This window comes from Mesorhizobium sp. M0678 (assembly GCF_040320505.1).
Classification (GTDB): domain Bacteria; phylum Pseudomonadota; class Alphaproteobacteria; order Rhizobiales; family Rhizobiaceae; genus Mesorhizobium.
The window spans coordinates 302,754-328,226 of record NZ_JAMYPT010000001.1 but is presented as its reverse complement, the minus strand read 5'-3'; the positions used below and the strand labels follow the sequence as shown (position 1 = coordinate 328,226).

The 25,473-nt window shown below is 62.3% G+C and carries 23 protein-coding genes; 5 read left to right on the top strand and 18 right to left on the bottom strand.

Annotated features, from left to right (window positions below; genetic code table 11):
- Positions 1-6: 6 nt before the first annotated feature.
- On the bottom strand, positions 7-627 hold the full coding sequence (locus NKI29_RS01520; RefSeq protein ID WP_051406245.1) for a DUF1287 domain-containing protein: 621 nt from the start codon (positions 625-627) through the stop codon (positions 7-9).
- Positions 628-890: 263 nt separating this feature from the next.
- Between NKI29_RS01520 and NKI29_RS01515 the strand changes: the two genes are divergently transcribed.
- Positions 891-2,105: a DUF2865 domain-containing protein gene (locus tag NKI29_RS01515; RefSeq protein WP_352568774.1), complete on the top strand. Its 1,215-nt coding sequence runs from the start codon at positions 891-893 to the stop codon at positions 2,103-2,105.
- Here NKI29_RS01515 and gltX read toward each other — a convergent pair.
- From gltX to NKI29_RS01490, 5 genes are all read right to left on the bottom strand, one after another.
- A complete protein-coding gene (gene gltX / locus NKI29_RS01510) occupies positions 2,023-3,396 on the bottom strand; it encodes a glutamate--tRNA ligase (RefSeq protein WP_352795414.1) in 1,374 nt (457 codons plus the stop codon). The two genes, NKI29_RS01515 and gltX, sit on opposite strands and share 83 nt — an antisense overlap.
- Before the next feature lie 133 nt (positions 3,397-3,529).
- The gene (locus NKI29_RS01505) at positions 3,530-5,335 is read right to left on the bottom strand and encodes an ABC transporter ATP-binding protein (RefSeq protein ID WP_352568776.1); all 1,806 of its coding nucleotides are present in this window, start codon (positions 5,333-5,335) and stop codon (positions 3,530-3,532) included.
- 381 nt (positions 5,336-5,716) lie between these two features.
- Positions 5,717-6,130: a GNAT family N-acetyltransferase gene (locus NKI29_RS01500; protein WP_352619846.1), complete on the bottom strand. Its 414-nt coding sequence runs from the start codon at positions 6,128-6,130 to the stop codon at positions 5,717-5,719.
- Between the two features lie 27 nt (positions 6,131-6,157).
- Positions 6,158-7,840, bottom strand: coding sequence for an NAD+ synthase (locus NKI29_RS01495; protein ID WP_352795412.1), 1,683 nt, complete (start codon positions 7,838-7,840; stop codon positions 6,158-6,160).
- Positions 7,841-7,905: 65 nt separating this feature from the next.
- Entirely contained in the window at positions 7,906-8,619 is a 714-nt protein-coding gene (locus NKI29_RS01490; protein WP_352684158.1) for a DNA-3-methyladenine glycosylase I, read from the bottom strand.
- 83 nt (positions 8,620-8,702) lie between these two features.
- Between NKI29_RS01490 and NKI29_RS01485 the strand changes: the two genes are divergently transcribed.
- Positions 8,703-9,266: a DUF1003 domain-containing protein gene (locus tag NKI29_RS01485; RefSeq protein WP_023680015.1), complete on the top strand. Its 564-nt coding sequence runs from the start codon at positions 8,703-8,705 to the stop codon at positions 9,264-9,266.
- The gene (locus NKI29_RS01480) at positions 9,263-9,850 is read left to right on the top strand and encodes a DedA family protein (protein ID WP_352684155.1); all 588 of its coding nucleotides are present in this window, start codon (positions 9,263-9,265) and stop codon (positions 9,848-9,850) included. The genes NKI29_RS01485 and NKI29_RS01480 overlap by 4 nt, the downstream gene beginning before the upstream one ends.
- Before the next feature lie 3 nt (positions 9,851-9,853).
- On the opposite strand, the gene NKI29_RS01475 is transcribed toward NKI29_RS01480, so the two are convergent.
- The 6 genes from NKI29_RS01475 to NKI29_RS01450 form a co-directional block, all read right to left on the bottom strand.
- Entirely contained in the window at positions 9,854-10,441 is a 588-nt protein-coding gene (locus tag NKI29_RS01475) for a hemerythrin domain-containing protein (protein ID WP_352684153.1), read from the bottom strand.
- 99 nt (positions 10,442-10,540) lie between these two features.
- Complete coding sequence (locus tag NKI29_RS01470; protein ID WP_031212866.1) at positions 10,541-10,900, bottom strand: diacylglycerol kinase; 360 nt, start codon at positions 10,898-10,900, stop codon at positions 10,541-10,543.
- 77 nt (positions 10,901-10,977) lie between these two features.
- On the bottom strand, positions 10,978-11,397 hold the full coding sequence (locus tag NKI29_RS01465; protein WP_352568785.1) for a GFA family protein: 420 nt from the start codon (positions 11,395-11,397) through the stop codon (positions 10,978-10,980).
- A gap of 150 nt (positions 11,398-11,547) precedes the next feature.
- Positions 11,548-12,921 carry a class II 3-deoxy-7-phosphoheptulonate synthase gene (locus tag NKI29_RS01460; protein ID WP_352568786.1) on the bottom strand — a complete coding sequence of 458 codons (1,374 nt, stop codon included), beginning with the start codon at positions 12,919-12,921 and terminating at the stop codon, positions 11,548-11,550.
- Positions 12,922-13,100: 179 nt separating this feature from the next.
- Positions 13,101-16,598, bottom strand: a complete 3,498-nt coding sequence (mfd, locus tag NKI29_RS01455; protein ID WP_352692316.1) for a transcription-repair coupling factor — start codon at positions 16,596-16,598, stop codon at positions 13,101-13,103.
- A gap of 13 nt (positions 16,599-16,611) precedes the next feature.
- Positions 16,612-16,899 carry an FAD assembly factor SdhE gene (locus tag NKI29_RS01450; RefSeq protein WP_023680023.1) on the bottom strand — a complete coding sequence of 96 codons (288 nt, stop codon included), beginning with the start codon at positions 16,897-16,899 and terminating at the stop codon, positions 16,612-16,614.
- 91 nt (positions 16,900-16,990) lie between these two features.
- Between NKI29_RS01450 and recG the strand changes: the two genes are divergently transcribed.
- Complete coding sequence (recG, locus tag NKI29_RS01445; protein ID WP_352692318.1) at positions 16,991-19,099, top strand: ATP-dependent DNA helicase RecG; 2,109 nt, start codon at positions 16,991-16,993, stop codon at positions 19,097-19,099.
- On the opposite strand, the gene NKI29_RS01440 is transcribed toward recG, so the two are convergent.
- The 4 genes from NKI29_RS01440 to glmS form a co-directional block, all read right to left on the bottom strand.
- Positions 19,051-19,803, bottom strand: coding sequence for a DUF502 domain-containing protein (locus NKI29_RS01440; RefSeq protein WP_023680026.1), 753 nt, complete (start codon positions 19,801-19,803; stop codon positions 19,051-19,053). The two genes, recG and NKI29_RS01440, sit on opposite strands and share 49 nt — an antisense overlap.
- An 81-nt stretch (positions 19,804-19,884) precedes the next feature.
- On the bottom strand, positions 19,885-20,184 hold the full coding sequence (locus NKI29_RS01435; protein ID WP_031212869.1) for a HigA family addiction module antitoxin: 300 nt from the start codon (positions 20,182-20,184) through the stop codon (positions 19,885-19,887).
- Between the two features lie 37 nt (positions 20,185-20,221).
- Entirely contained in the window at positions 20,222-20,395 is a 174-nt protein-coding gene (locus tag NKI29_RS01430; protein WP_352795557.1) for a type II toxin-antitoxin system RelE/ParE family toxin, read from the bottom strand.
- A 219-nt stretch (positions 20,396-20,614) separates the two neighbouring features.
- On the bottom strand, positions 20,615-22,438 hold the full coding sequence (gene glmS / locus NKI29_RS01425; protein WP_352622634.1) for a glutamine--fructose-6-phosphate transaminase (isomerizing): 1,824 nt from the start codon (positions 22,436-22,438) through the stop codon (positions 20,615-20,617).
- A 227-nt stretch (positions 22,439-22,665) separates the two neighbouring features.
- On the opposite strand from glmS, the gene NKI29_RS01420 reads away from it, so the two are divergent.
- Complete coding sequence (locus NKI29_RS01420; RefSeq protein ID WP_023679968.1) at positions 22,666-23,019, top strand: hypothetical protein; 354 nt, start codon at positions 22,666-22,668, stop codon at positions 23,017-23,019.
- Position 23,020: 1 nt separating this feature from the next.
- Here NKI29_RS01420 and glmU read toward each other — a convergent pair whose 3' ends face one another.
- On the bottom strand, positions 23,021-24,382 hold the full coding sequence (gene glmU / locus NKI29_RS01415) for a bifunctional UDP-N-acetylglucosamine diphosphorylase/glucosamine-1-phosphate N-acetyltransferase GlmU (RefSeq protein ID WP_352594487.1): 1,362 nt from the start codon (positions 24,380-24,382) through the stop codon (positions 23,021-23,023).
- A gap of 129 nt (positions 24,383-24,511) precedes the next feature.
- A complete protein-coding gene (locus NKI29_RS01410; RefSeq protein WP_352754785.1) occupies positions 24,512-25,459 on the bottom strand; it encodes an AraC family transcriptional regulator in 948 nt (315 codons plus the stop codon).
- Positions 25,460-25,473 lie beyond the last annotated feature (14 nt).

The following is a 25,473-nucleotide window of genomic DNA, read 5'->3' as shown; positions in this document are numbered from 1 at the left end:
GCTTTCTCAGATTGGCCTGAACCGGAAATGTCCTGTCTGCCTGAAGGCAAACAAAGTGTCCTCTTCCCTGGCGCCGCCGCCGATATTGTGAATGACCAGTCTTCTTGTCGGTACCAAAGTGGAGCGATTGGACGACACGATGGCAATATGCGACAGATTGCCGGGCAGCATCTGGGCGATGAGATCCCCTGGCCGATAGTCGGCCGGGTCTTGGCTGACGGGCAAGGCAGCACCGCGCCGCTCGAAATAGACCGCAAGGTTGGGCACACGGCGGTGGTCGATGTTGCGGTCGGGCGCCTTCAAGCCCCAAGCCTTCGGATAGGCGGCAAAATTGGCCCGCATATCCTCATGCACCAATTCTTGCAGGTCGAGATCGAAGGCGCGGCGATAGGCACGGATCACGACATCCGTGCACACACCCCGCTCGGGCCCAACGTCCCCGCCCGGATAGGCCAGGCGTGTATAGGTCGGATCGTAGAGCATGGTGACGCCGATCTGCTCACGGGCAGCTTCGACCAATTTGGTACCCCAATCCGGCGTGATGGGCTTTTCCTGCGCCATGGCATCCGGCATCGCCAGGCACAAAAGACCAAACTGCACTGCGGCTCGACGGGTAATCGCGGTCATGCCAAGCCTCCGGGCATTCTGGATCCGGGCATTCTTCTGGGCGAATACGCCTTTTTCGTGCATCGCCAGGATGTCTCGGTCGTGGCTCTGTCCGAGTATGTCGTGCGGCGTGGTCGATATGACAGCGCTGGTCGTGGTCGAAGCCGCGCACCGGCGCAAGCCATCCGATTTGGGATGAAGCCGGAATCGGCGGTATGCTAAACAAACGGTTAACCGCAAGCGCGGTAGCTTTCTGAACGACAGGCAGGCGGAGTTTCGGAGGGATGACGGGCGCATGTTGGAAGCTGACGCGGGCCGCCGCGCTGCTCGGCGCTCTGCTACTGTGCGGCATTGCCGTCACTCAGGCGCAGGCCGCTCCGCGCCTCTGCCGCCAGCTTGAAGCCGATCTTGCCGCCGCTTCTCGTGGTGGCGGCGGCAAACCGGCTTTGCTCAGGAAATATGACGACGCAATCGTCCGGCAGCGCCAGCAGATTTCAAAGGCCGTCAGCCAGGCCAGCAGCGCCGGCTGCGGCTTTTCGCTGTCTCGCCGCAACGCCAATGCATGCGCGGCACTCGACGCCACCATCGATCGCATGGCAGCCAATCTCGACGCCCTCCAGGCCAAGCGCGCCGACCTTGCCGGCGGTGGTTCGCGACGCGATCGCGCGCGCATATTGACGTTGCTTGACGCCAATGGCTGCCGCGATGATGGGGCGGCGCGGACGCCCGCGCCGGTCCGCGAAGCCAGCCGTGAAAACGGCAAGCGAAACCTGCTCGACCAGCTTTTGGGCAGTGACGCAACTGAACCCGGTGCGCCCGATCAGCCTGAAGAGCCCGACCAGGCTGAAGAACTAAGTCAGCCGCGCAACATTCGCACCATGCTCAACAACGCCGACGAGTTGGGCCAGCCGCGAGGCGAATTCCGCACCATGTGCGTGCGGACCTGCGACGGTTATTTCTTTCCGATGTCGAATGCCGCCTCACTGGGCGATTTCGAGCGCGACCAGAAGAATTGCGAATCGAGCTGCCCCGGCACAGAAATGCAGGTTTTCTACACGCGCGGCATGAATGGCGATTCGGCGTCCATGACGTCTTCGGTGACCGGCAGGCCTTATATCGAACTGCCGACGGCCTACCTCTACAAGCAGTCCGACATGCCGCGGCCGCCGACCTGCGGCTGCAATGCCGCGCAGAATTTCGAGATCATCGCCGGCAACCCGCCAACCCGGGCACAATCTGAGGCGAATGTAGAGAGTACCCCGTTCATTCCGCTGCCGGTTGCTAGGCCTGATCCGGGCGCCGACCCGGAGTCCTTGGCCAATGCGCAAGACGGTCTCGACCGTGAGGCGATCAGACGCCTTGCCGTCAAGCCCGTGCCTTCGCCGACGTCCCTGCCCCCGCCAGAACAGCGCAAGGTCAGGGTCGTCGGGCCAACGTTCCTTCCCGACCCAGCAGCGGCAACAGATCTGCAAGCTCCGGACCCGAAGGCTGTCCCGTAAGCGCCAGCCTGAGCGGCATGAACAGCGCCTTGCCCTTACGGCCGCTCGCCTCTCGGATCTTGCCGGTCCAGTCTTTCCAGACGGTGCCGTTCCAAGGCTCCTCCGGCAGCAGTTCGAACGCCTGGCGAAGAAAGTCGCGGTCATCGTCGGAAAACTCCGCCGGCTCCTCTGGACCGTCTCGAAGCGTACGCCACCAGATCGCCGCATCGGCCAGCCTGTCGAGATTGCCGCGCACGGCCAGCCAGAAAGGCTCGGCCTGTTCGCCGGAGATGCCGAGCACGATCAGCCGGTCGCGCGCCTCGGAAAACGGCATGTGATGCAGCAGCGTGCGGTTGAGCACGAAGAGCTCGTCCGGGTCGAATTTGGCGGCGGATTTCGATGTTGCAGCCGGATCGAAGCGCTCGGCTAGCTCGGCCATCGTTGGCACCGCCACGACGTTTTCCGAGGTGCCGACGAGCACCGCCAGCGAAGCGATCGCCATCGGCTCGATGCCGCTCTCACGCAGGCTCTGGATGGACAGCGCGCCGGTGCGCTTCGAAAGTCCCTCGCCTGATGCCGTTGTCAGGAGATTGTGGTGGCCGAACACCGGCGGCTCCGCGCCAAGTGCTCGGAACAGGGCTATCTGGACGCCGGTATTGGTGACGTGGTCGTCGCCGCGAATGACATGGCTGACGCCCATGTCGATGTCGTCGACAACCGAAGGCAATGTATAGAGGTAGGTGCCGTCCTCACGCCGCAGAACCGGGTCTGAAAGCGAGGCGAGGTCGACGGTCTCTTCGCCGCGCACCAGGTCGTTCCACTGGATTTCGGTGCGCTCCGGCTGCAGCGGATCGCTGCTGAAGTTGGGCAGCAGAAAGCGCCAGTGCGGCCGCCGGCCATCGGCCTCATATTCCGCCACCTGCTCGGGTGCCAGCGTCAGCGCCTCGCGGCCATAGACTGGCGGCAGGCCACGCGTGCGGCGCACCTTGCGCCTCAGGTCGAGCTCTTCAGGCGTCTCATAGCAGGCATAGACGAGGCGCGCCTCCTTCAGCTTCTGCAGTGCGGCATCATAGATTTCGACCCGCCGCGACTGATACTCCGTGGCGTCGGGGAAGATGGCCAGCCAATGCAGGTCATAAAGGATGGCGTCGGAAAATTCCTGCGTCGAACGGGCAACGTCGGTGTCGTCGAAGCGCTGGATGAAGCGGCCCTTGTTCTTGATGGCGAACAGCCAGTTGAACAGAGCGGTGCGCGCATTGCCGATATGGATGCGGCCGGTCGGTGACGGGGCGAAACGGACGGTAACTGTCATGAGCGGGGCGTACCGGATGGTTTTGCTATTGACAAGACGCGCCCCCGCGCTCGGCGGCAGACATAGAACATGACGAAGGCGAAGAAAAGACTGCAGCGCCACGCGTCCATCAGGACGCGCGGCGCCGCAACCGTCAGATCACCATGCCTTTGGTCAGCTCAAGCGCCTGGCGTTCGAACAGCCGGCGGTAGATGCCGCCTTGCAGCCGGATCAGCTGGTCATGCGAGCCCTCTTCGACGATGCGGCCGCGATCGAACACCAAAAGCCTGTCCAGCGCCCGCACCGTCGACAGCCGGTGGGCAATGACCAGCGTCGTGCGGCCGACCATCAAGCGCTCCATCGCCTGCTGGATCAGCACCTCCGATTCCGAATCGAGGCTCGACGTTGCCTCATCCAGGATGAGAATGCGCGCATCGGCAAGAAAGGCGCGTGCGATTGCAACGCGTTGACGCTCACCACCCGATAGCTTTACGCCACGCTCGCCGACCAGCGTGCCATAGCCTTTCGGCAAATTGGCGATGAAGTCATGCGCGCTGGCCAATCGCGCCGCGTGCTCGATCTCGGCCTGCATGGCGGCCGGCCGGGCATAGGCGATGTTTTCGGCCAGCGACCGGTGAAACAGGATCGGCTCCTGCTGGACAATCGCGATCTGTGCGCGCAGCGACGCCTGCGCCACATTGGCAATATCCTGGCCGTCGATCAGGATATTGCCCGCAGTCACGTCGTAGAGGCGCTGGATCAGCTTGACGAATGTCGTCTTGCCGGAGCCCGAATGGCCAACCAGCCCAACCCGTTCGCCCGGCGCGATGTCCACCGAAAAGTCGCGATAGAGCGGCAGGCGGTGGCTGCCATAATGGAACGTGACCTTGTCGAAGGTGATACGGCCATCGGTGATCCGGATCGGTTTGGCTCCGGGCCGATCCTCGATGCCGAGTGGTTCGGACTGGAAGTCGACCAGTTCCTCCATGTCGTTGATCGAGCGCTGCAGATTGCGGATATGTGTGCCGATGTCGCGCAGATAGCCTTGCAGCACGAAGAATGAGGTCAACACGAAGGCGACATCGCCGGCGCTCGCCTGCCCCCACGACCACAACAGCAGGGAGAATCCGATAACCGCTGCCCTCAAAAGCAGCAGCATCGTCCCTTGCGTGGTGCCGTTGACGGTGCCGCGCATCCAGGTGCGGCGCGTGCGACCGCGCCATTTAGCGACGACCTCGGCAAGCCGTGTCTCCTCGCGTTCCTCGGCGCCAAAACCCTTGACCACGGCATTGCAGCTCACCGCGTCGGCCAGCGAGCCGCCGAGCCGTGTATCCCACGCATTGGCAAGCCTTGCCGCGGGCGCGACATAGCCAAGCGACAGCATCGTCGTCACCGCGATGAACAGAACCGAACCGGTGGCGACGACAGCACCCATCAGCGGCCAGAACCAGCCAAGCAGCAGCGTCGAGCCGACGAGCATGACGACCGATGGCAGCAGCGCGATCAGGATCGTGTCGTTGAGCAGGTCGAGCGCCCACATGCCGCGCGTTATCTTGCGCACCGTCGATCCGGCGAAGCTGTTGGCGTGCCAGTCGGTGGAGAAGCGCTGGACGCGGTGGAAGGCGTCGGCGGCGATATCCGCCATCATCTTCAACGTCAGCTCGACAATGGCCATGAAGGCGAGATTGCGCAGCACGACACCGGTGAGCGCCAGGGCCACCAGCATCGAAAAGGCCGCTGTCGCCGCGTTCCACGCAACATCGTCGGCCGCAGCACTGCTGGCGACGGCATCCACCAGCCGGCCGGAATAGAGCGGCGTCAGCACGTCGGCCAAGGTCGACAGCAGGAACGTGCCCATAATGCCGGCAAGTCGCCACGGCTGACGCCGCCAATGGCTGAGCGTGAAGCCAAGAACGCTGCGAAAGGCGCCCGCGCGCAAATCTATTCGAAAACGAGTCATGATGTCATTCGGGCGCAAACGAGCCCGATCCCACGAAAGTAGAAATTGAAAAACCGCGTCGGCGCCGTTTGGCGCCCGGAGATGCGGAGGTTTGGCGTATTTGGCGGCCCTGTAGAGGGGCGGCGACCGGCAGCGGCGAAATACCTGCCTCGGTTCAGCCTTGCCGCGAGGCTATCTCGCGGCGCACTGACCAAGACCTAGGCTTCGCGGCCTCGCATAACGATGTCAAATCCTGGCATTCGGTTCCTCCTGAAGGGGAATCGCGGAGAGGTGTTTATAGAGACGCCTCAACGCCGCGCCAAGTCAGTAGATAGCCAAAAGCGCATCTGGTCCAAGCAGTGAGACGATTTGCAACAATCGCGGGTTGTGCGCTGCCTCTGTTCAGGTTGCCGGGATACGGTCGAAGCGCATATAGCGGCCGTCGGTGGAAGGCCTGAAGCCGAGCTTTTCGTAAACCGCATGGGCGTCGTTGGTCGACAGGCTCCAATGCGTGACCGTCTTGACGTCCGAGTGGTCGATAAGCGCCTGGACAAGCCGGGTTCCGATGCCTTGTCCGCGATACCCGGGCCAGACAATTATGTCTGCGAGATAGGCAAATACCGTACGGTCGGTGATCGCCCGGCCGAAGCCGACCTGATTGCCGCCGACATAGGCGCCGACGCACAGTGAGTTGGCGAAGGCGCGGCGGTGCAGTTCATCGCTGCGGCCGCTGCCCCAATAGCTCTCCTTCAAAATGTCGGACGTCGCCCGGAAGTCGATCCGCGACGGGTCGAAGCTGATTTCAAGGTTGGCCATGGCTAAACCGTTAAACAGGCCAATCGCCTACCCGCCATCCCTGAACCGGTTGGTAATGGGATAGCGGCGGTCGCGGCCGAAATTCTTCCTGGTGATCTTCACACCGGGTGCCGCCTGCCGGCGCTTGTATTCGGCGACGTAAAGCAGGTGCTCGACGCGCGTCACCGTCGCCCGGTCATGGCCGCGCGCGACGATGTCGTCGACACCCATCTCGTTTTCGACTAGGCACTCCAATATGTCGTCGAGCACCGGATAGGGCGGCAGCGAATCCTGGTCCGTCTGGTTCTCTCGCAGTTCCGCCGAGGGCGCCTTGTCGATGATGTTGGTCGGGATCACCTCGCCGGACGGACCGAGCGCACCCGGCGGCACATGCGCGTTGCGCCAGCGCGACAGCGCATAGACCTGCATCTTGTAGAGGTCCTTGATCGGATTGAAGCCGCCATTCATGTCGCCATAGAGCGTCGCGTAGCCGACCGACATCTCGCTTTTGTTGCCGGTGGTGACCACCATCGAGCCGAACTTGTTGGAAATCGCCATCAGGATGGTGCCGCGGGCCCGGCTCTGCAGGTTTTCCTCGGTGATGCCTTCGTTGGTGCCCTCGAAAAGCTGTGTCAACGTGTGCAGGAAGCCCTCGACCGGCTCGAAGATCGGCACGATATCGTAGCGGCAGCCGAGTGCGCGGGCGCAGTCCTCGGCATCCTTCAGCGAGTCCTTCGAAGTGTAGCGGTAAGGCATCATCACGGCGCGCAGCCGTTCCTCGCCCAGCGCATCGACGGCAAGTGCCGCGCAGATCGCCGAATCGATGCCGCCGGAAAGGCCGAGCACGACATTCTTGAAGCCGTTCTTGTTGACGTAATCGCGCAGGCCCAACATGCAGGCGCGGTAGTCGGCCTCCTCCTTCTCCGGGATTTTCGACATCGGTCCGTCAGAGCAGAACCAGATGTCATTCTTTCGCTTCCAGGTGGTGACGTTGACCGTCTCCTCGAACTGGCTCATCTGGAAGGCCAGCGTCTTGTCAGAACCTATGGCAAACGATGCGCCATCGAAAACCAGCTCGTCCTGGCCGCCAAGCTGGTTGGCATAGATAATCGGCAGTCCGCATTCGATGACCTGGCGGATGACGATCTGGTGGCGGACGTCGACCTTGCCGCGGTAATAGGGCGAGCCGTTCGGGACCAGCAGGATTTCCGCGCCGCTTTCGGCCAGCGTCTCGCAGACAGCAACCTCGCCCCAGATATCTTCGCAGATCGGCACTCCCACGCGCACGCCGCGGAAATTGACCGGCCCCTGGATCTCGGGGCCGGCCTGGAAGACGCGCTTCTCGTCGAACTCACCGTAATTCGGCAGATCGAGCTTGTAGCGTTCGGCAAGGATCTTGCCGCCATCGGCAAAGATGATCGAATTGTGCGTGCCGGTCTTGCGCTTCAACGGCGTGCCGATGACGAAACCCGGGCCGCCGTCGGCGGTATCGCCGGCGAAATCCTCCGCCGCCCGCTCGCAGGCCTTCAGGAAGCCGGGCTTCAGCACCAGATCCTCAGGCGGATAGCCGGCAAGGAAAAGCTCGGTAAACAGCACGAGGTCGGCGCCTTGGCGGGCGGCATCCGCCCTCGCCTCGCGTGCCTTGGCAAGATTGCCGGCGACGTCGCCGACCGTCGGATTGAGCTGGGCGACGGCGATGCGCAATACGTCTGGAGCGGTCTTGTCTGTCATGCCCGTGGGTTTAGCGCGGCAAAATTCGTCGAGCAATGGCGTTCGTTTGGACCAAACAGTCGATCCTATTCGCCCATATATTCGCGCAAGGCTTCCGGCGGATGGTTCTCGCCGATCGACATTGCCAGAATGCGCGAAATGTGCCGGCGCGGCAGCCCGGTTTCCGCCGCCCAGGCGTTTATCTGCACTTGGATCTTGTCCAGGTCCTTCTTCGATGTCGGGCTCTGCGCGAGGTCGAGCCCGGCGTCGCGCAGCGCTGCCGCCATGTCGGCCGAGACGATGAAGGCGTCCCACTCCAGCCAGCGCAGAAAATACTGGCCGGTATTGCCGCCGAGCCGGCTGCCGTGCTTGCCGAGATAGGCCATCAATCCGACCTGGTCATCCGCCGGCCAATTGGCCAGGAACTTGCCGAAGCTGCCATGCTCCTTCGACACGCGCTCGACGAAGGCTGCGTTGTCGCGTACGGATTTGATCTTCTGCGGATTGCGGACGATGCGCTTGTCGGCTGTGAGATCGTGCCAAAAATCGTCAGGCTGGAACAGCAGCCGCTTCGGCTCGAAGCCAAGAAATGCTTCCTCGAAACCCGGCCATTTCTGCTCGATGACGCGCCAGACAAAGCCGGCGGCAAAAACCCGCTCGGCCATGGTAGACAGGATCCGGTCGTCCGCAATCTTTGCCACCGCGGCATTGTCGGGCATAGGACCCAGCAGCGACGTCAGCGCTGCGTCACCGCCTTTGCGTTTCGCTGCACGGGCGCGAATTTTCTGAAAATCCACCATTGTTTCCTGACCCCATCGCGTCAATCTACCACTTCCCGTATGAACCGGCAGCTTCTACCTCATCGCTGACGACGGAGGCGACGATGAACAAAACGATCGAGGACCTGGCAAGCCGCTGGCTGAAGCGAAAGCCGGACGGCCTCAGCGCGCTCGAAAGCCGGGTACTGCAATCTACGCTCGAGCGCACCACGATCTCCAAGGACACCAACAAGGCCGTCGCCTTTCACCAGACGTTTGGCGATCGCCTGGCCGACACCATCGCCCGGATCGGCGGCTCGTGGTCCTTCATCCTGGCATTCATTGGCTTCCTGATCCTGTGGACGGCAGGCAATGTCTGGCTCTTGTCGCGCGCCGCCTTCGATCCCTATCCCTTCATCTTCCTCAATCTCGTGCTTTCCATGGTTGCCGCCCTGCAGGCGCCAGTGATCATGATGGCGCAGAACCGCCAGACTGAGCGCGATCGTATCGACGCCGCCCACGACTATGAGGTCAATCTCAAGGCCGAGATCGAGATCATGGCGTTACACGAAAAGCTCGACGAACTGCGCCACAGCCAGATCATCGGCATGCGAGACGAGATCGCCCGGCTGGCCGAGCAGGTGAAGCGCATCGACGACATTCTGTCGAAGCAGCGAACGTCTTCATGACGGAAGTCATCCATCGTCTCATTGAGCAATATGGATTGGTCGCGGTTTTTCTGGGCTGCGTCGCCGAGGGCGAAAGCGCCGCAATTCTTGGCGGTTTTTTTGCGCATCAGCATGTCTTCGTCCCGTGGCAGGCGTTTCTCGCAGCCGCGCTCGGCGCCTTCGGTGGCGACACGTTGTTCTTCATCTTGGGACGGAGCTTCGCCGACCATAAATTCGTGATCAGGCTCCGAGCCCGGCCGGGCTTCAGCCACGCCTACCGCCTTGTCACCTCTCATCCCAACATTTTCGTGCTGTCGAACCGTTACATCTATGGCCTGCGACTGGTCGGCGGAATCGCGGCCGGGCTGTCGGGCATCGCCGCGGCGCGCTTCATCATCCTCAACGCCATCTCGTCGGTAGTCTGGGCGGCACTGTTCTGCACTGTCGGTTATGTCTTCGGACTGGGCGCGGAGCACATCGTCGGCCAGGCGCTGGCCCGCCACGAGCGGTTGCTGATCGCTCTGGCAATCGGCCTCGTTGCGGCCATCCTCGGCTGGCTCGCGGCCCATATCGTCGCCAAGAAGGAACTCCACAAGGGAAGCTGATCGTCAATCAATGCCGAGCGCACGATCACCCTTCTCGAGGATCAGCGGAATGATCAGGTCTTCCTCGTCGGCAAGATGCCGGGTCAACATGGCGATCAGCCGGCTGTTCTCGTCAGCATAGGCATCGGCGGCGAAACGCTGTTTGTCTTCGCTCTCCTGAAGCGTGCGGATGAAGGCATTTGCCGCCTGGGCATTGCGCTCCAGTCCCTCATGGATTGTGTGGTGATCGGCATCCAGGATTTCGAAGCCGCGCTTCAGACGGGTCTCGGCCTTGGCGAAGACCGGGAAATAATGATGGTCCTCGACATTGTGGTGGCCGTCGAGATTGCCGAGGAAATGGTTGAGGCGCGGCGCGAACCAGCGCGCGAATTCCTGCGCGTTCAGCCTGCCATCCCGATAATCGCCAATACCACTGGTGAGCATGCCGCCAAGCTCGCGGAACATGTCGTGCCGCTGCAGCCACATATTGGCTATGCCGTGGATGTTGGCATGCGCCTGCCAGACCTCGCGTGGAAATTTTTCAACCAGCCAGCGAAGATCGTCCGGCAGGCCCTCCCGTTCGAGCAGCAGAAATCCGGCGGTATCGGCCATATCGGTTTCCTCAGACCATGATCCCGAAAAGTGGTACCGGTCTTCCAAAGATCATGGTCAAAACGAGAAATGCAGTGACGGCATGTAGTGTCTGAAACCTCAGATCGGTACCCCGAGGATCCGCTCGATGACGGCGACGCCCCAGACGCCGGCAGCGATCACCACCGAAATCAGCACCGCCAGCGAACCGCAATCCTTGGCCAGTTGGATATCGATGTTGAATTCGCGGCTGAACGCGTCGCATGCCGCCTCGATGCCGGTGTTCAACACCTCGATCATGATCATGAGCAGAACCGCGCCGATCAGCAACGCATAGCCGCGCCACGATTCCGAAAGGAACCAGCCGAGCGGCAAGGCAAGCACGAGCAGTGTCAGCTCCAGCTGGAAGGCCTCCTCGCCGGCGGCCAGTTTGCGAAACGCCCGCACCGAATTGTAAAAAGCGTCGATCAGCCGCTGCATGCCAAAACCCTTCGGAATCACCGGCAGGGGATTAGCGCAATGGCTGGACCAAGGGAATAAGGCGACCCCTTCAAAAATCAGTCGCCTGCCACCTTGATCGACGGTGTCGACTTCTCGAACTGCGGCAGCCCGTCATCGATGGCGTAATAATCGCCCTTGTCGCCGACGAAGATATGGCATTCTCCTTGAAGCCCGGTTGGCGCGTCGAACAGCCCTGCCATGACCGAAACATAGCCGTCATCGCTCGGCTTCCAGAACAGCAGAGAGCCGCATGTCTTGCAGAAGCCGCGCCTGGCGAACGGAGAAGCCTCGTACCAGGTGATGCTCTCCGCGCCGGTGATTGTGATGTCGCGGTCGGCAACATTGGTCGCCGAATAAAAATGCCCGCTCTGCTTCCGGCACTGCGAGCAATGGCAGTAGACGACACCGCGTAGCGGTCCTCGTGTCTGGAACCGCACTGCCCCGCACAAGCATGATCCGCTGTGACTGTCAGCCATGTCGGCCTCCCGATGCAATTTGCCATCGCCTGGCAGGATTCCAGTTTTGCGCGCGTTAGGCACGAGCAAACGCGACACCGGCGGGATTGAATAGAAAAAGCGCCGGTTTTCGCCCGGCGCTTCTTCAATGACATCACAGTTCAGATCGTATCAGCCATTGACGGCCTGCTTGTGCTGCACCGGATGGGTCTTCTTGAGCAGATCGGAGACCAGGAACGCCAACTCGATCGCCTGGTCGGCGTTGAGGCGCGGATCGCAATGGGTGTGGTAGCGATCCTGCAGCTCTTCGGCGGTGATGGCGCGGGCGCCACCGGTGCATTCCGTGACGTTCTTGCCGGTCATCTCGACATGGATGCCGCCCGGATGCGTGCCTTCGGCGCGATGCACCTCGAAGAAGGTCTGCACCTCCTTCAGGATGCGGTCGAACGGCCGTGTCTTGTAGCCGGCGGCCTCGATGGTGTTGCCATGCATCGGGTCGGACGACCACACCACGCTGCGGCCTTCCTTCTGCACCGCGCGCACCAGCTTCGGCAGGTGGTCAGCAACCTTGTCGGAACCGAAACGCGCGATCAGCGTCAGCCGTCCCGGCTCGTTCTCCGGATTGAGCAGGTCGATGAGCTGCAAGAGGCCTTCCGGCGTCAGCGACGGGCCACATTTCAGGCCGAGCGGGTTCTTGATACCACGGCAGTATTCGACATGGGCATGGTCGGGCTGGCGCGTGCGATCGCCGATCCAGATCATGTGGCCGGAGGTGGCGTACCAGTCGCCGGAGGTCGAATCGACGCGGGTCAGCGCCTCCTCATAACCGAGCAGCAACGCTTCGTGGCTGGTGTAGAAATCGGTCTCGCGCAGCGCGTAATTGGTCTCCGAGGTGATGCCGACGGCCTTCATGAAGTCCATCGTCTCGGTGATGCGGTTGGCGAGCGACTCGTATTTCTCCCCCTGCGGGCTGTCGGACACGAAGCCAAGCATCCATTGATGCACGTTCTCCAGGCTGGCATAGCCACCTTGGGCGAAGGCACGCAAAAGGTTGAGCGTGGCCGCCGACTGGCGGTACGCCATCTCCTGTCTTGCAGGATCGGGAATGCGCGACTTGGCGTCGAACTCGATGCCGTTAATGATGTCGCCGCGATAGCTCGGCAGCGTCACGCCGCCCTTGGTCTCATTGTCGGACGAGCGCGGCTTGGCGAACTGGCCGGCGACACGGCCGACCTTCACCACCGGCTGGGCGCCGGCGAAGGTCAGCACCACCGACATCTGCAAGAAGACGCGGAAGAAGTCGCGGATATTGTCGGCGCCATGTTCGGCGAAGCTCTCGGCGCAATCGCCGCCCTGCAGAAGGAATGCGTCACCGGCAGCGACGGCTGCAAGCTGCTTCTTCAGCTTGCGTGCCTCACCTGCAAAAACCAACGGCGGAAACGTGGCAAGCTGGGCTTCCGTGTTCCTCAGCGCGGCAAGATCCGGATAGGCAGGAACCTGCTGGATCGGCTTAGCTCTCCACGAATTCGGCGACCATTTCGTCATCGAAGCACCTAACGCTCTTTCACACGGACGCCATCGCCCGCCAATCCGCCCCATATGGGGTCGCGGCTCCATACACGAAGCCGATTTCCTATTCTAGACCGGAAGTGGTCGCGTGGCGAATGAGCACGGCACTGCGAAAGTGCCGGTGCGGTTGTGCCCAGAGCACCACCGACGCGCTGCTACGCCGCCTTCTCCACCAGCCGCGCCAGCTGCGTCATGACAACCGCTGAGCCAGCCAGCCGCTTCTCGGGCGTCGCCCAGTCACGGCTGAAGACGACGCTCTGGTCGGGTCGGATCTTGGCCAGCGAGCCTTGTTCGCCGATGAGCTTGACCAGCCCGACCGGATTGGGGAATTCCCGCTTGCGGAAATGGATGACGACGCCTTTCGGCCCGGCGTCGAGCTTCTCCACGTTGGCCTTGCGGCAAAGCGCCTTGATGAAGACGATCTTCAACAGATGTTCAACCTCTTCCGGCAGCGGCCCGAACCGGTCGATCAGCTCGGCGCCGAAAGCATCGATCTCTTCCGTATTTTCGAGATCGCCAAGACGGCGATAGAGCGCCAGCCTGAGCTGCAGATCCGGGACGTAGCTTTCCGGGATCATCACCGCCGTGCCGACGGCGATCTGCGGCGACCAGCCGCCGTCCTGCACCTCGCCGGAATCCTTCACTTCGGCCACCGCCTCCTCCAGCATCTGCTGGTAGAGCTCGAAACCGACCTCCTTGATGTGGCCCGACTGCTCTTCGCCAAGCAGATTGCCGGCGCCGCGGATGTCGAGGTCGTGGCTGGCCAGCTGGAAACCGGCGCCTAGCGTATCGAGCGACTGCAGCACTTTCAGCCGACGCTCGGCTGTATCGGTTAGCTTGCGGTTGGCGGGCAGCGTGAACAGCGCATAGGCGCGCACCTTCGAACGGCCGACGCGGCCACGCAACTGATAGAGCTGCGACAGGCCGAACATGTCGGCGCGATGCACGATCAGCGTGTTGGCGGTCGGTATATCGAGGCCGGATTCGACGATTGTGGTCGACAAAAGCACGTCGTACTGGCCGTCATAAAAGGCATTCATGATATCGTCGAGCTCGCCGGGCGGCATCTGGCCATGGGCCACCGCCACTTTCAGCTCAGGTACAGATTCGCGCAGAAAATCATGGATTTCCGCGAGATCGCTGATGCGCGGTACGACGTAGAAGGAATGGCCGCCGCGGTAGCGTTCTCTGAGCAGCGTCTCGCGGATGACCAGCGGATCGAAGGGCGAGATGAAGGTGCGCACCGCCAGGCGGTCGACCGGCGGCGTAGCGATCAGCGACAACTCGCGCACGCCGGTCAAGGCAAGCTGCAGCGTGCGTGGGATCGGCGTCGCCGACAAAGTCAGAACGTGGACGTCGGTCTTGAGATCCTTCAGCCGCTCCTTGTGCTTGACGCCGAAATGCTGCTCCTCATCGATGATCAGCAGACCAAGATTCTTGAACGAGATCGAGGAGCCGAGCAGTGCATGCGTGCCGACGACGATATCGATCTGGCCTTCGGCGATGCCCTTCTTGGTCTCCGCCAATTCCTTGGCGCCGACCAGCCGCGAGGCCTGGGCGACGCGGATCGGCAGGCCGGAGAAGCGCTGCGAGAAGGTCTTGAAATGCTGGCGCGACAACAATGTCGTCGGCACCACTATGGCCACCTGAAAGCCTTCCATCGCCCCAATGAAGGCGGCGCGAAGTGCAACTTCGGTCTTGCCGAAGCCGACATCGCCGCAGATCAGCCGGTCCATCGGCTTTCCGGCGCCTAGATCATCCATGACCGAATCGATCGCCGTCTGCTGGTCATCGGTCTCCTCATAGGGAAAACGCGCTGCAAACTCGCCATAGAGGCCTTCCGCCGGCACCAACGCCGGCGCGGCCCGCATTTGTCGCTCGGCCGCGATGCGGATCAGTTGCCCGGCCATGTCGAGCAGGCGCTTCTTCAGCCGCGCCTTGCGCGATTGCCAGGCGCCGCCGCCAAGCTTGTCGAGCGTCGCCTCGGCCGAATCCGAGCCATAGCGCGACAGCAGCTCGATGTTTTCCACCGGCAAGAATAGCCGATCGTCGCCGGCATAGTGGATTTCGAGGCAATCGTGCGGCGCACCGACCGCCTCGATGGTGCGCAGCCCGATGAAGCGGCCAATGCCATGGTCGGCATGGACGACGATATCGCCTGAAGACAATGCCGAAGCCTCGGCGATGAAGTCGGACGCGCGCTTCTTGCGCTTCGAGCGCCGGATCAGCCGGTCGCCGAGAATGTCCTGCTCGGCGACGACGACCAGTTTCTCAGTCTCGAAGCCGGATTCGAGCGGCAGCACGGCCAGTCCCGCCTGCCCTGGCTCAAGCCTTTCGGCTTCGGCAAGCGTCGCCACCGGCTTCAGATTGCCAAGGTGATGCTCGACCAGGATCTGGCCGAGCCGGTCGAGCGAACCTTCAGTCCAGCCGGCGACGACGACACGGCGGCGTCCAGCGCGCTCGTCGGAAATGTGTTTTACGACGACGTCGAAAACGTTGGCGTTAGGATCGGCGCGTTCCTCGACGAAGCTGCGGCCGTGGCGCGAGCCGGCATGGAACACCTTTTTCGCGCCGGCATCGGGCGCGTCGAAGGCCGTGAAATCTATCGCCTCGCGCGGGCCAAGCGAGGCAATCAGGTTCTCGGGCGACAGATAGAGCAGATCCGGCGGCACCGGCTTGTAGGGCACCGCGTCCTTCAAGGCGCCGTCGGCCTGCTTCTTGCGCGCTTCGTAGTGGTCGAGGATCAGAGTGTGGCGCTCGGCCAGTGCCTCATGCGCCAGATGGTCGAAAACCACAGGCGCATCGGGCAGGTAGTCGAAGACGGTTTCCAGCCGCTCATAGAAGAACGGCAGCCAGTGCTCCATGCCGGCAAACCGCCTGCCCTCGCTGACCGCCGCATAGAGCCCATCGTCGCGGGAGGGCGCGCCAAAGGCTTCGATGTAGGCGCGGCGGAAGCGGCTGATGGTTTCCGGCGTCAGCGCCACCTCGCTCATCGCCTGCAGCGCCATCGATTTGCGTTGGCCGATGGTGCGCTGGGTTGCGGTGTCGAAGACGCGGATCGATTCCAGCGTATCGCCGAAGAAATCGAGGCGCAGTGCCTCCGTCCAGCCGGGCGCGAAGAGATCGAGAATGCCGCCGCGCACCGCAAATTCGCCGATGCCGCGCACTGTCGGCACTCGCTCGAAGCCGGAATTCTCCAGCCGCGACACCAGCACGTTCATGTCTATCTGGTTGCCGGGTTTGGCGTGGAAGGTCTGCGCCTCGACGAGTTCAGCCGGCGGAATGCGTTGCAACAGCGCATTCGCAGTGGTGAGGACGACGGCGCGGTGCGGCTTCTTCGCCAGCGCAATCATTGCGGCCAGTGCATCGAGCCGCCTTGCGGCGGCATCGGCGCCGGGCGAGACGCGGTCGTAAGGCAGGCAGTCCCAGGCCGGCAGTTCCAGCACCGGCAGGCCCGGCGCCGCAAAGGCAAGCGCCTCGACGATCGCCGGCAGACGCTGGCCGTCGCGCGCCACGAACAGCACCGGCTTGTCGGGGGCGATCTCGTGCGCAGCCTGCACCAGCGCAAAGGCTTCGTAGCCGTCGGCGACGCCATCGACGATGAACTGGCCGGCGCGGCCTTTCGGCAGACCGATCGTAGGGATAAGGCTCATGGCTACACGTTGTTCAGAAGGTCATCTCCCGGCGCGAAGCCAGGATTTTTTGCAGGACGGCACAGTCGATATCCGCCGGAACCGGGCGTTCGCCAGTGACGAGAGGCAGGAATTCGGTGTCGGGAATGTCGAGGAGCCTCTCATATTGGTCGATTTCGTCGCCGGTCAAGGCGCCGATCTCGGCGTCGGCGAAGCTGCCGAGTATAAGGTCCATCTCGCGCATGCCGCGGTGCCACGAACGAAACAGAAGCTTGCGGCGGCGGGCATCGAGCCCCTCGCTTGATCGTTTCGTTCCGGTCATCTTGCAACATCCTTGCCCAGGCGGCGCATATAGCGTGGATAGAAGGCGGTGTCAGCCTTGCGCTACAGTCGCCGCAACATAAGCTGACATCATGCGTCCCTCCCTCCTCGATCCGCTGTTTGTCCCGATCACCTCGCTTGCCGGGGTCGGGCCAAAAGTTGGCGCCCTGATCGAAAAAGTCGTAGCAGCCGACCTCGGCGACCGGGCCGCGCGCGCCGGGGATCTCTTGTTCGTGCTGCCGCATACTGTCATCGACCGCCGCAACCGGCCTGGCATCGCCGGCTCGGCGGAAGGCGCCATCGTTACGCTCGACGTCCGCATCGATCGCCACCAGCCGCCGCCACGCGGCAACAGGTCGGTCCCGTACCGGGTCTACGCCCATGACGACACCGGCGAGATCGCGCTGACCTTCTTCCATGCCCATGCCGCCTATCTCGAAAAAGCAATGCCCGCAGGCGAGCATGTCGTCGTCTCCGGCCGCATGGAATGGTTCAACGGCCGCCCGACCATGGTTCACCCCGACCATATCGCACTTGCCGGCGACGCGGAAAACCTGCCGCTGGTCGAGCCGGTCTATCCGCTGACCGCCGGGCTCTCGGGCAAGGTGCTGCGCCGGGCCATCGGCCAGGCGCTGGCCCGCCTGCCGGTGCTGCCCGAATGGCAGGACGGTGAGTTCCGGCGCCGCCACGCCTTTCCTGCTTTTAGCGATGCGCTCAACCGCATCCACAATCCTGCCGACCCGATCGACGTCTCTGTCGACGGCGCAGCGTGGCGGCGCCTTGCCTATGACGAGTTCTTGGCCGGCCAGGTATCGCTGGCGCTGGTGCGGGCCAAGGTCCGCCGATTATCTGGCCGGCCACTCGTCGGCGACGGCCGCATAGTCGAACAACTGCGCGTGGCACTCCCCTATTCGCTGACCATGTCGCAGGAAATGGCGCTTGCCGAAATCAACGCCGATCTCGGTGACCCCGAACGCATGCTGCGCCTTTTGCAGGGCGATGTCGGCTCCGGCAAGACGGTGGTCGCGCTGCTTGCCATGGCGCGTGCCGTCGAGGCCGGCGGCCAGGCGGCATTGATGGCGCCGACCGAAATCCTGGCGCGCCAGCATCTGGCAACGATTGCGCCGTTGGCGGAACGGGCCGGCCTGCGTGTCGCCGTCCTCACAGGTCGCGAAAAGGGCCGCGAGCGTGCCGACACGCTGACCGGGCTGGCCAAGGGTGACATCGACATCGTCGTCGGCACCCATGCGCTGTTCCAGGAAACGGTGACGTTCCGTGACCTCGTATTCGCCGTCGTCGACGAGCAGCACCGTTTCGGCGTCCATCAGCGCCTTGCCATTACCGCCAAGGGCGATGCGCCCGACATGCTGGTGATGACAGCAACGCCGATACCGCGGACGCTGGTGCTGACTGCATTCGGCGACATGGATGTGTCGAAGCTGACGGAAAAGCCGGCCGGCCGCCAGCCGATCCGCACCGTCACCTTGCCGCTTGAACGGCTCGACGAACTGATCGGACGCATGCTCGACGCCGTCGCCGATGGCCAGAAAATCTACTGGATCTGTCCGCTGGTCGAGGAATCCGAGGAGATCAAGCTGATGTCGGCCGAGGACCGTTTTGCCTCGCTGAAGCCGCTGTTCGGCGACCGCATCGGCCTGGTGCACGGCCGCATGAAAGGCACCGACAAAGACGAGGCGATGCGCGCCTTCAAGCAGGGTGACACCCGTATCCTGATCGCCACCACAGTGATCGAGGTCGGCGTCGATGTGCCCGACGCGACAATCATGGTCATCGAGCATGCCGAGCGTTTTGGCCTTGCCCAGCTGCACCAATTGCGTGGCCGGGTCGGGCGCGGCGACAAGCCTTCATCCTGCGTGCTGCTCTACAAGGATCCGCTCGGCGAGACGGCAAAACGCCGTTTGTCGGTAATGCGCGAGACCGAGGATGGCTTCCGTATCGCCGAAGAGGATCTGAAGCTGCGCGGCGAAGGCGAGTTGCTCGGCACCCGCCAGTCCGGCACGCCGGGCTTCCAGGTGGCGCGCATCGAGGCGCATGCCGACCTGCTCGAGGCCGCCCGCGACGATGCGCGGCTGATCCTGTCGCGCGATCCGGAACTGCAGTCCGAACGCGGCACGGCGCTGCGCCTGCTGCTCTATCTGTTCGGCCGCGACGAGGCCGTGCGGCTCCTGCGTGCCGGCTGAGGCATCGTGTCGAGCGGAGGATTGGCAAGCGCGCCGTGGATCTGCTCGCCGTTCACCGTCACCATTTTGACCGCCGGCGCCACCAAGCCGGCCGACACGATCAGCTTGGCTCCGTCCTCGATTGTCATGTCGAGCAGCACAATGTCGGATTTCGGCACATACATCAGAAAGCCCGTCGTCGGGTTGGGCGTACACGGCATGAATACGGCAATCAGCGGATCGCCTTCCCGGTCGAGCTTCTGGTTGATCTCGGTTTCCTTCTCGCTGGCGACGAAGACCAGCGACCAGACCCCTTTGCGCGGATATTCGACCAACCCGACCTGGCGGAACATGTCGCCCTTGTTCGACAGCACGGTCTCGAAAATCTGCTTCAGCGAACGGTAGATGCCGCGCACCAGCGGCATGCGGCCAAGCAGGCGCTCGCCGAAATTGACGATGGCGCGGCCAACGATATTGGCGGTCATAAAGCCGATGAAGGTGATGAGGATCAAGGCAACGATCAGCCCAAAACCCGGCACTGGAAACGGCAGGTAGGTGTCCGGATTGTAGCGTACCGGAATGTAGGGTTTCACCCAGGAATCGACCCAGCCGATCAGCGACCAGGCAATGTAGGCGGTAATCGCCAGCGGCGCGCAAACGACGAAGCCGGTCAGGAAATAGTTTCTCAGCCGGGTCATGCCTGAGGTCTTGAGAGCATCCGACATGGTTCACCGCAGCGTGTGTTTGCAGCGCGACACTACTGAACCCCAAGGCGCTTTGGAATGGCGAAGTTTTTAAAAGATCAACTATGCCGCGGCTTCCAGCGGTTCGATCTTCTCGAGCTCCGGTGCGAGTTTCTTCGCCTCGGTTTCAAGTTCATAAGCCTGCTGAAAATTCATCCAGAATTCCGGCGTGGTGTTGAAGAACCTGGCGAGGCGAAGCGCGGTATCAGGAGTCAGGCCGATCTCTTCCTTGGCAATGCGTTCGATACGGGTACGAGGAAGATTGAGCTTCTTCGCCAGCGCACCGGCACTCATACCGAGCGGGACGAGATATTCCTCGCGCAGGAACTCTCCGGGGTGAATTGGACGTACGAACTTGAGCATGGTTCAGAGACCTCAAGGGTTTAGGGCAAGTGCCCGCTCAATGGTAGTCGACGATCTCCACCTCTTCGGCGCCAGCGTTGGTCCATTTGAAGCAGATACGCCATTGGTCGTTGATACGAATTGAATGCTGCCCAGCTCTGCTCCCTTTCAGGGCTTCAAGGCGATTTCCGGGTGGCGATCGAAGGTCGTTCAATTGTGCGGCGTTTTCGATCGCTCGAAGACGACGTTCGCCACGGGCAACCAGATCCGGTGGAAACCTTTCGGTGCCTTCCCCTCGGCAACCGCTTCCACCGCTTTGCCTTTGAACGAAACGATCAACTTCTGCCCTCGTCTTGTATCATACATTGATACAAGACAGGGTGCAAGAAATATGTATCAATAACTGATACTAAATTGTCGTTGGACCCTATCGGTAGCCGTTTGGAACCGATCATTCCACCGTTACCGATTTCGCCAGGTTGCGAGGCTGGTCGACATCCGTGCCCATGAACACGGCGGTGAAATAGGCGAGCATCTGGATCGGCAGCGCGTAGATGATCGGCGAGATGATTTCCGGCACGTCCGGCAAAACGATCGTCTCCATCGTCTTCACCGTAGCGTGTGCGGCGCCCTTGCTGTCGGTGATCAGGATGATCTTGCCGCCGCGTGCCGCGACCTCCTGCATGTTCGACACGGTCTTTTCGAAGATGCGGTCATGCGGCGCGATGACGATGACGGGCATGTTCTCGTCGATCAGCGCGATCGGGCCGTGCTTCAACTCGCCGGCGGCATAGCCTTCGGCGTGGATATAGGAAATTTCCTTGAGCTTCAGCGCGCCTTCCATGGCCAGCGGAAAATTGGTGTCGCGGCCGAGATAAAGCACGTTTTTGTAGTGCGAGAGGTCGCGCGCGACCTTTTCGATCTGCCCGTCGAGCTTTAGCACCTGGTTCGCATAACGCGGCGCTTCCGACAGCTCGCGTATCAGCGTTTTCTCCTGCTCCTGCGAAATCGTTCCGCGCGCCACGCCCGCCCGCACCGCCAGCGAGGCCAGCACGGAAAGCTGGCAGGTGAACGCCTTGGTCGAAGCGACGCCGATCTCCGGGCCGGCCAACGTCGGCAGGATGACGTCGGATTCGCGCGCCATGGTCGATTCGCGCACATTGACGACCGCGCCGATCTTCATGCCGGCCTTGCGGCAGTAGCGCAGCGACGCCAGCGTGTCGGCGGTCTCACCCGATTGCGAGATGAAGAAAGCGGCATCGTTCTTCGACAGCGGCATCTCGCGGTAGCGGAACTCCGAAGCGACATCGATGTCGACCGGCAGCCGCGCATAGCGCTCGAACCAGTATTTGCTGATCAGCCCGGCGAGATAGGCGGTGCCGCAGGCCGAGATCGCCAGCCGGTCGACCTTGGCGAAATCGAACGGCAGCTCGAGCGGCTTCGAGACGCCGCCGACGAAATCAACATAATGCGCCAGCGTGTGCGAGATCACTTCCGGCTGCTCATGGATTTCCTTTTCCATGAAATGGCGGCGGTTGCCTTTGTCGACCATGAAGCTCGTGCTGAGCGACTGTTGGCGTTTGCGGTCGACCTTGTTGCCGCCCATGTCGAAGATATCGACCTCGTTGCGGCGCACCACCGCCCAGTCGCCGTCTTCCAGATAGGTGATCGAATTGGTGAAAGGGGCAAGCGCAATGGCGTCGGAGCCAAGGAACATCTGGCCGTCGCCATGACCGACCGCGAGCGGCGGGCCGTTGCGCGCGCCGACGATCAGATCCTCGTCGCCCTTGAACATGATGGCGAGCGCAAAGGCGCCTTCCAGCCGCTTCAGCGCCTTGTGCGCCGCCTCAACCGGCTTCAGCCCCTTGGCCAGTTCGCGCGCCACCAGATGAGCGACGACTTCGGTATCGGTCTGCGAGGCGAAGCTGTAGCCGTCGCGCATCAGCTCGTCGCGCAATTCGGCGAAATTCTCGATGATGCCGTTATGGACGATGGCGACGCCGTCGGAAAAATGCGGATGCGCATTGCTCTCGTTCGGAACGCCATGTGTGGCCCAGCGCGTGTGGCCGATGCCGATCATGCCGTCGAGCGGTTCGTCCTTCAGCCGGCGCTCGAGATTGACCAGCTTGCCCTCGGCGCGGCGGCGGTCAAGCCTGCCGTGCTCGATCGTGGCGACGCCGGCCGAGTCATAGCCGCGATATTCGAGCCTTTTCAGCGCATCGACGATAAGCGGCGCGACCGGCGAGTTACCGACAATTCCAACGATACCGCACATGGCGCTTGCCCCCGATTCCGACCTCAAACCCGGCGCTATTTAGAGACTGCCGGGCTGTCGCGAAAAATCACATTCCATTTCGTCCGGTATCAGCCGGACTATCCTGCACAGATGCACCATGACAGGGCGCACTTGCAATCCGGTTACTGCAATTGCTCAGTTTCTCCGCTTATGTATCCTATCTCGGCTCAACGGCTCCAGAAATCAGTCAAAGACATGATGCGGCTATGAACGAACGAATTGACACGGTGACGCTTTGGCGTCCGGTTGGGCCCCGCGAACTGGAGTTGATCCAGAGGGCAGGGATGCGCGCCTTTCCTCCTCGACTTGCCGATCAGCCGATCTTCTATCCGGTCACCAGCGAGGCCTATGCCACCCAGATCGCCCGAGACTGGAATGTGCCCGCGAGCGGATCAGGTTTCGTGACGCGTTTCGAGGTGCGTCGCAGCTTTCTGGACCGTTACAGCGTCCAGCATGCCGGCAGCCGGGCGCATCTGGAATACTGGATCCCGGCCGAAGACCTGTCGGCCTTCAACGATGCAATCGTTGGCGAAATCCAGCTTGTCGCCGAGTTCCGCTAGTCTACCCTTTTTTGCGGGCCGCCGCGGCCTGAGAAAAACGCTCTCGCAACTCCTTGCCCTTGCCGGCTAGAGTCCGCTGGCGGGCGCGGCCGAAGGCCAGCGCATCGTCGGGTACGCTTTCTGTGATGACGCTGCCCGAGGCGATGTAGCCGCCCTTGCCGATCGACACCGGCGCCACCAGCGAGGAGTTCGAGCCTATGAAGGCGCCCTCGCCGATATCGGTGAAGAATTTCGAATAGCCGTCATAATTGCAGGTGATGGTGCCGGCGCCGATATTGGCGCCGGCGCCGATGCGGGCATCGCCGATATAGGTCAGATGGTTGACCTTGGCGCCCTCTTCGACGATCGCCTGCTTGACCTCGCAGAAATTGCCGACCTTGGCCTTGGTTCTCAGATCGGCCCCGGGCCGCAGCCGCGCGAACGGCCCGACATCGCAATTCGACGCGATGGTGGCGCCTTCGATATGGCTGAAGGCATGGATCTTGGCCCCCGTGGCGATTTTCACGCCCGGCCCGAACCAGACATTGGGTTCGACGATCGTATCGGCGCCGATCTCGGTGTCGTGCGAGAAGAACACGGTTTCGGGCGCGATCAGCGTAACGCCAGAAAGCATCGCCTCGCGCCGGCGGCGCTGCTGCCAGATATCTTCCGCCTGGGCAAGCTCGGCACGGTTGTTAATGCCGAGCGCGTTCTCGAAACTGGCTTCGGTGGCGACGACATCAAGTCCCTGCGCAGCGGCGATCTCGACGATGTCGGTGAGATAATACTCGCCCTTGGCGTTCTTGCTGCCGACTTGATCGAGCAGCTTCAGCGCGTGCCTGCCGGCGACCGCCATCAGCCCGCCATTGCAGAAGGTGATTTTCTTCTCCTCGTCCGAGCAGTCCTTCTCCTCGCGGATGGCCACGAGCTTGCCGGCCTTTTCGATAAGCCGGCCGTAGCCCGAAGGATTTTCCGTACGGAAGCCGACCACGACGACGGCCGCACCTTCCGCCAGCTTCAGCCGCGCCGCCGCGAGCGCTTCCGGATCGATCAACGGCGTGTCGCCAAACATCACCAAGATGTCGTCATAACCTTTTGATATTGCTGCGCGTGCGGCAAGCACGGCGTGCGCGGTGCCGAGACGTTTTTCCTGGACGAAAGCCTCGGCCTTCGGCGCAAACTTGAGTGCCGCCTTGCGCATCTCATCGGCGCCATGGCCGATCACCAGCGCCAACTCGCCGCTGCCGGCGGCTTCGGCCGCCTTGACGACATGGGCAACCATCGGCAGGCCGGCGATTGTGTGCAGCACTTTCGGCACTGCACTCTTCATGCGCGTGCCTTCGCCGGCGGCGAGGATGATGGACAGGCAGGTTCTCTGGCTCATGGGATGGCAACCGTTGAAAGGGGTCTGGAATCGAAGCGTTAGTAGCACTGGCGCCATGCTGCACCAATGCGGTTAAATTCCGGTGAGACGGTGGAACCTCCAACCCGCGACACGCTCAAGCCGATCGGCTCACGCGGCTTCCGCCTCGTTGCGTGATGCGAAACTGGAGGCTCGGCCACGGCCGTATTGCCGTGGCGAACAGTTCATGACCCGCTTGAAGGCTGTGCTGAAGGCGCTTTCGGATTCGTAGCCGAGCGAGAGCGCTATGACGGCGACGGGATCGCTGGAATTCGTCAGCCGTTCGCCGGCCAGCAGCATTCGCCAGCGCGTCAAATAGTCCATCGGCGACGCGCCAACCGTCTCCTTGAATCTGAGCGCAAAGGTCGATCGCGACATGCCGGCCCGTTCCGCCAGTTCCTGTAACGTCCAGCCATGCGCCGGATCGTCATGCATGGCGCTGATCGCCGCGCCGATCTGTTTGTCCGCCAGGGCAAAGAGCCAGCCGATGCCACCTTTCAATCCTTCCGAAAGATGCAGCCGCAGCGCCTGAACCAGCATCATGTGGGCGAGGTGCTGGATCACCAGAAAGCCGCCCGGTTGTGGCTCGCGCAGCTCCTGCATCATCCGCTCCACCGACCAGCGCAGCGCCGACTGGTCCGACTCTTTGCGGATATGCACAATGGCTGGCAGCATCCGCAACAGGATGCCGGCATGATTGCCGCCAAGCGCGAAGCGGCTGCTGACCAGAAAGAAATCACCACCGCCATTGTGGGTCACGACACCGCCGGCTCGCGCAGGCGGAAAAATCTTGACGGCTTCAACAGGCGTCAAGCTCATGTCGCTTGCAAGGCGGAATGGCCGTCCACTCGGCAGCAGGAAGCAGTCTCCCGTCTCAAGGCGCACTGCGTCGGCAACGCCCTCCACAGATAGCCAGCACCGGCCGGAGACCACCGCTCCGGTCTTGATGCTTTGCTGCTGGTCGGGGAACTGGATCGACCATTCACCACCAGCATCGAAACCGGCCGACATATAGTTTCGCGGCTTCAGCAGCGAGAGCACATCTGAAAGGGGATCCACAAGTCATTCCGGAC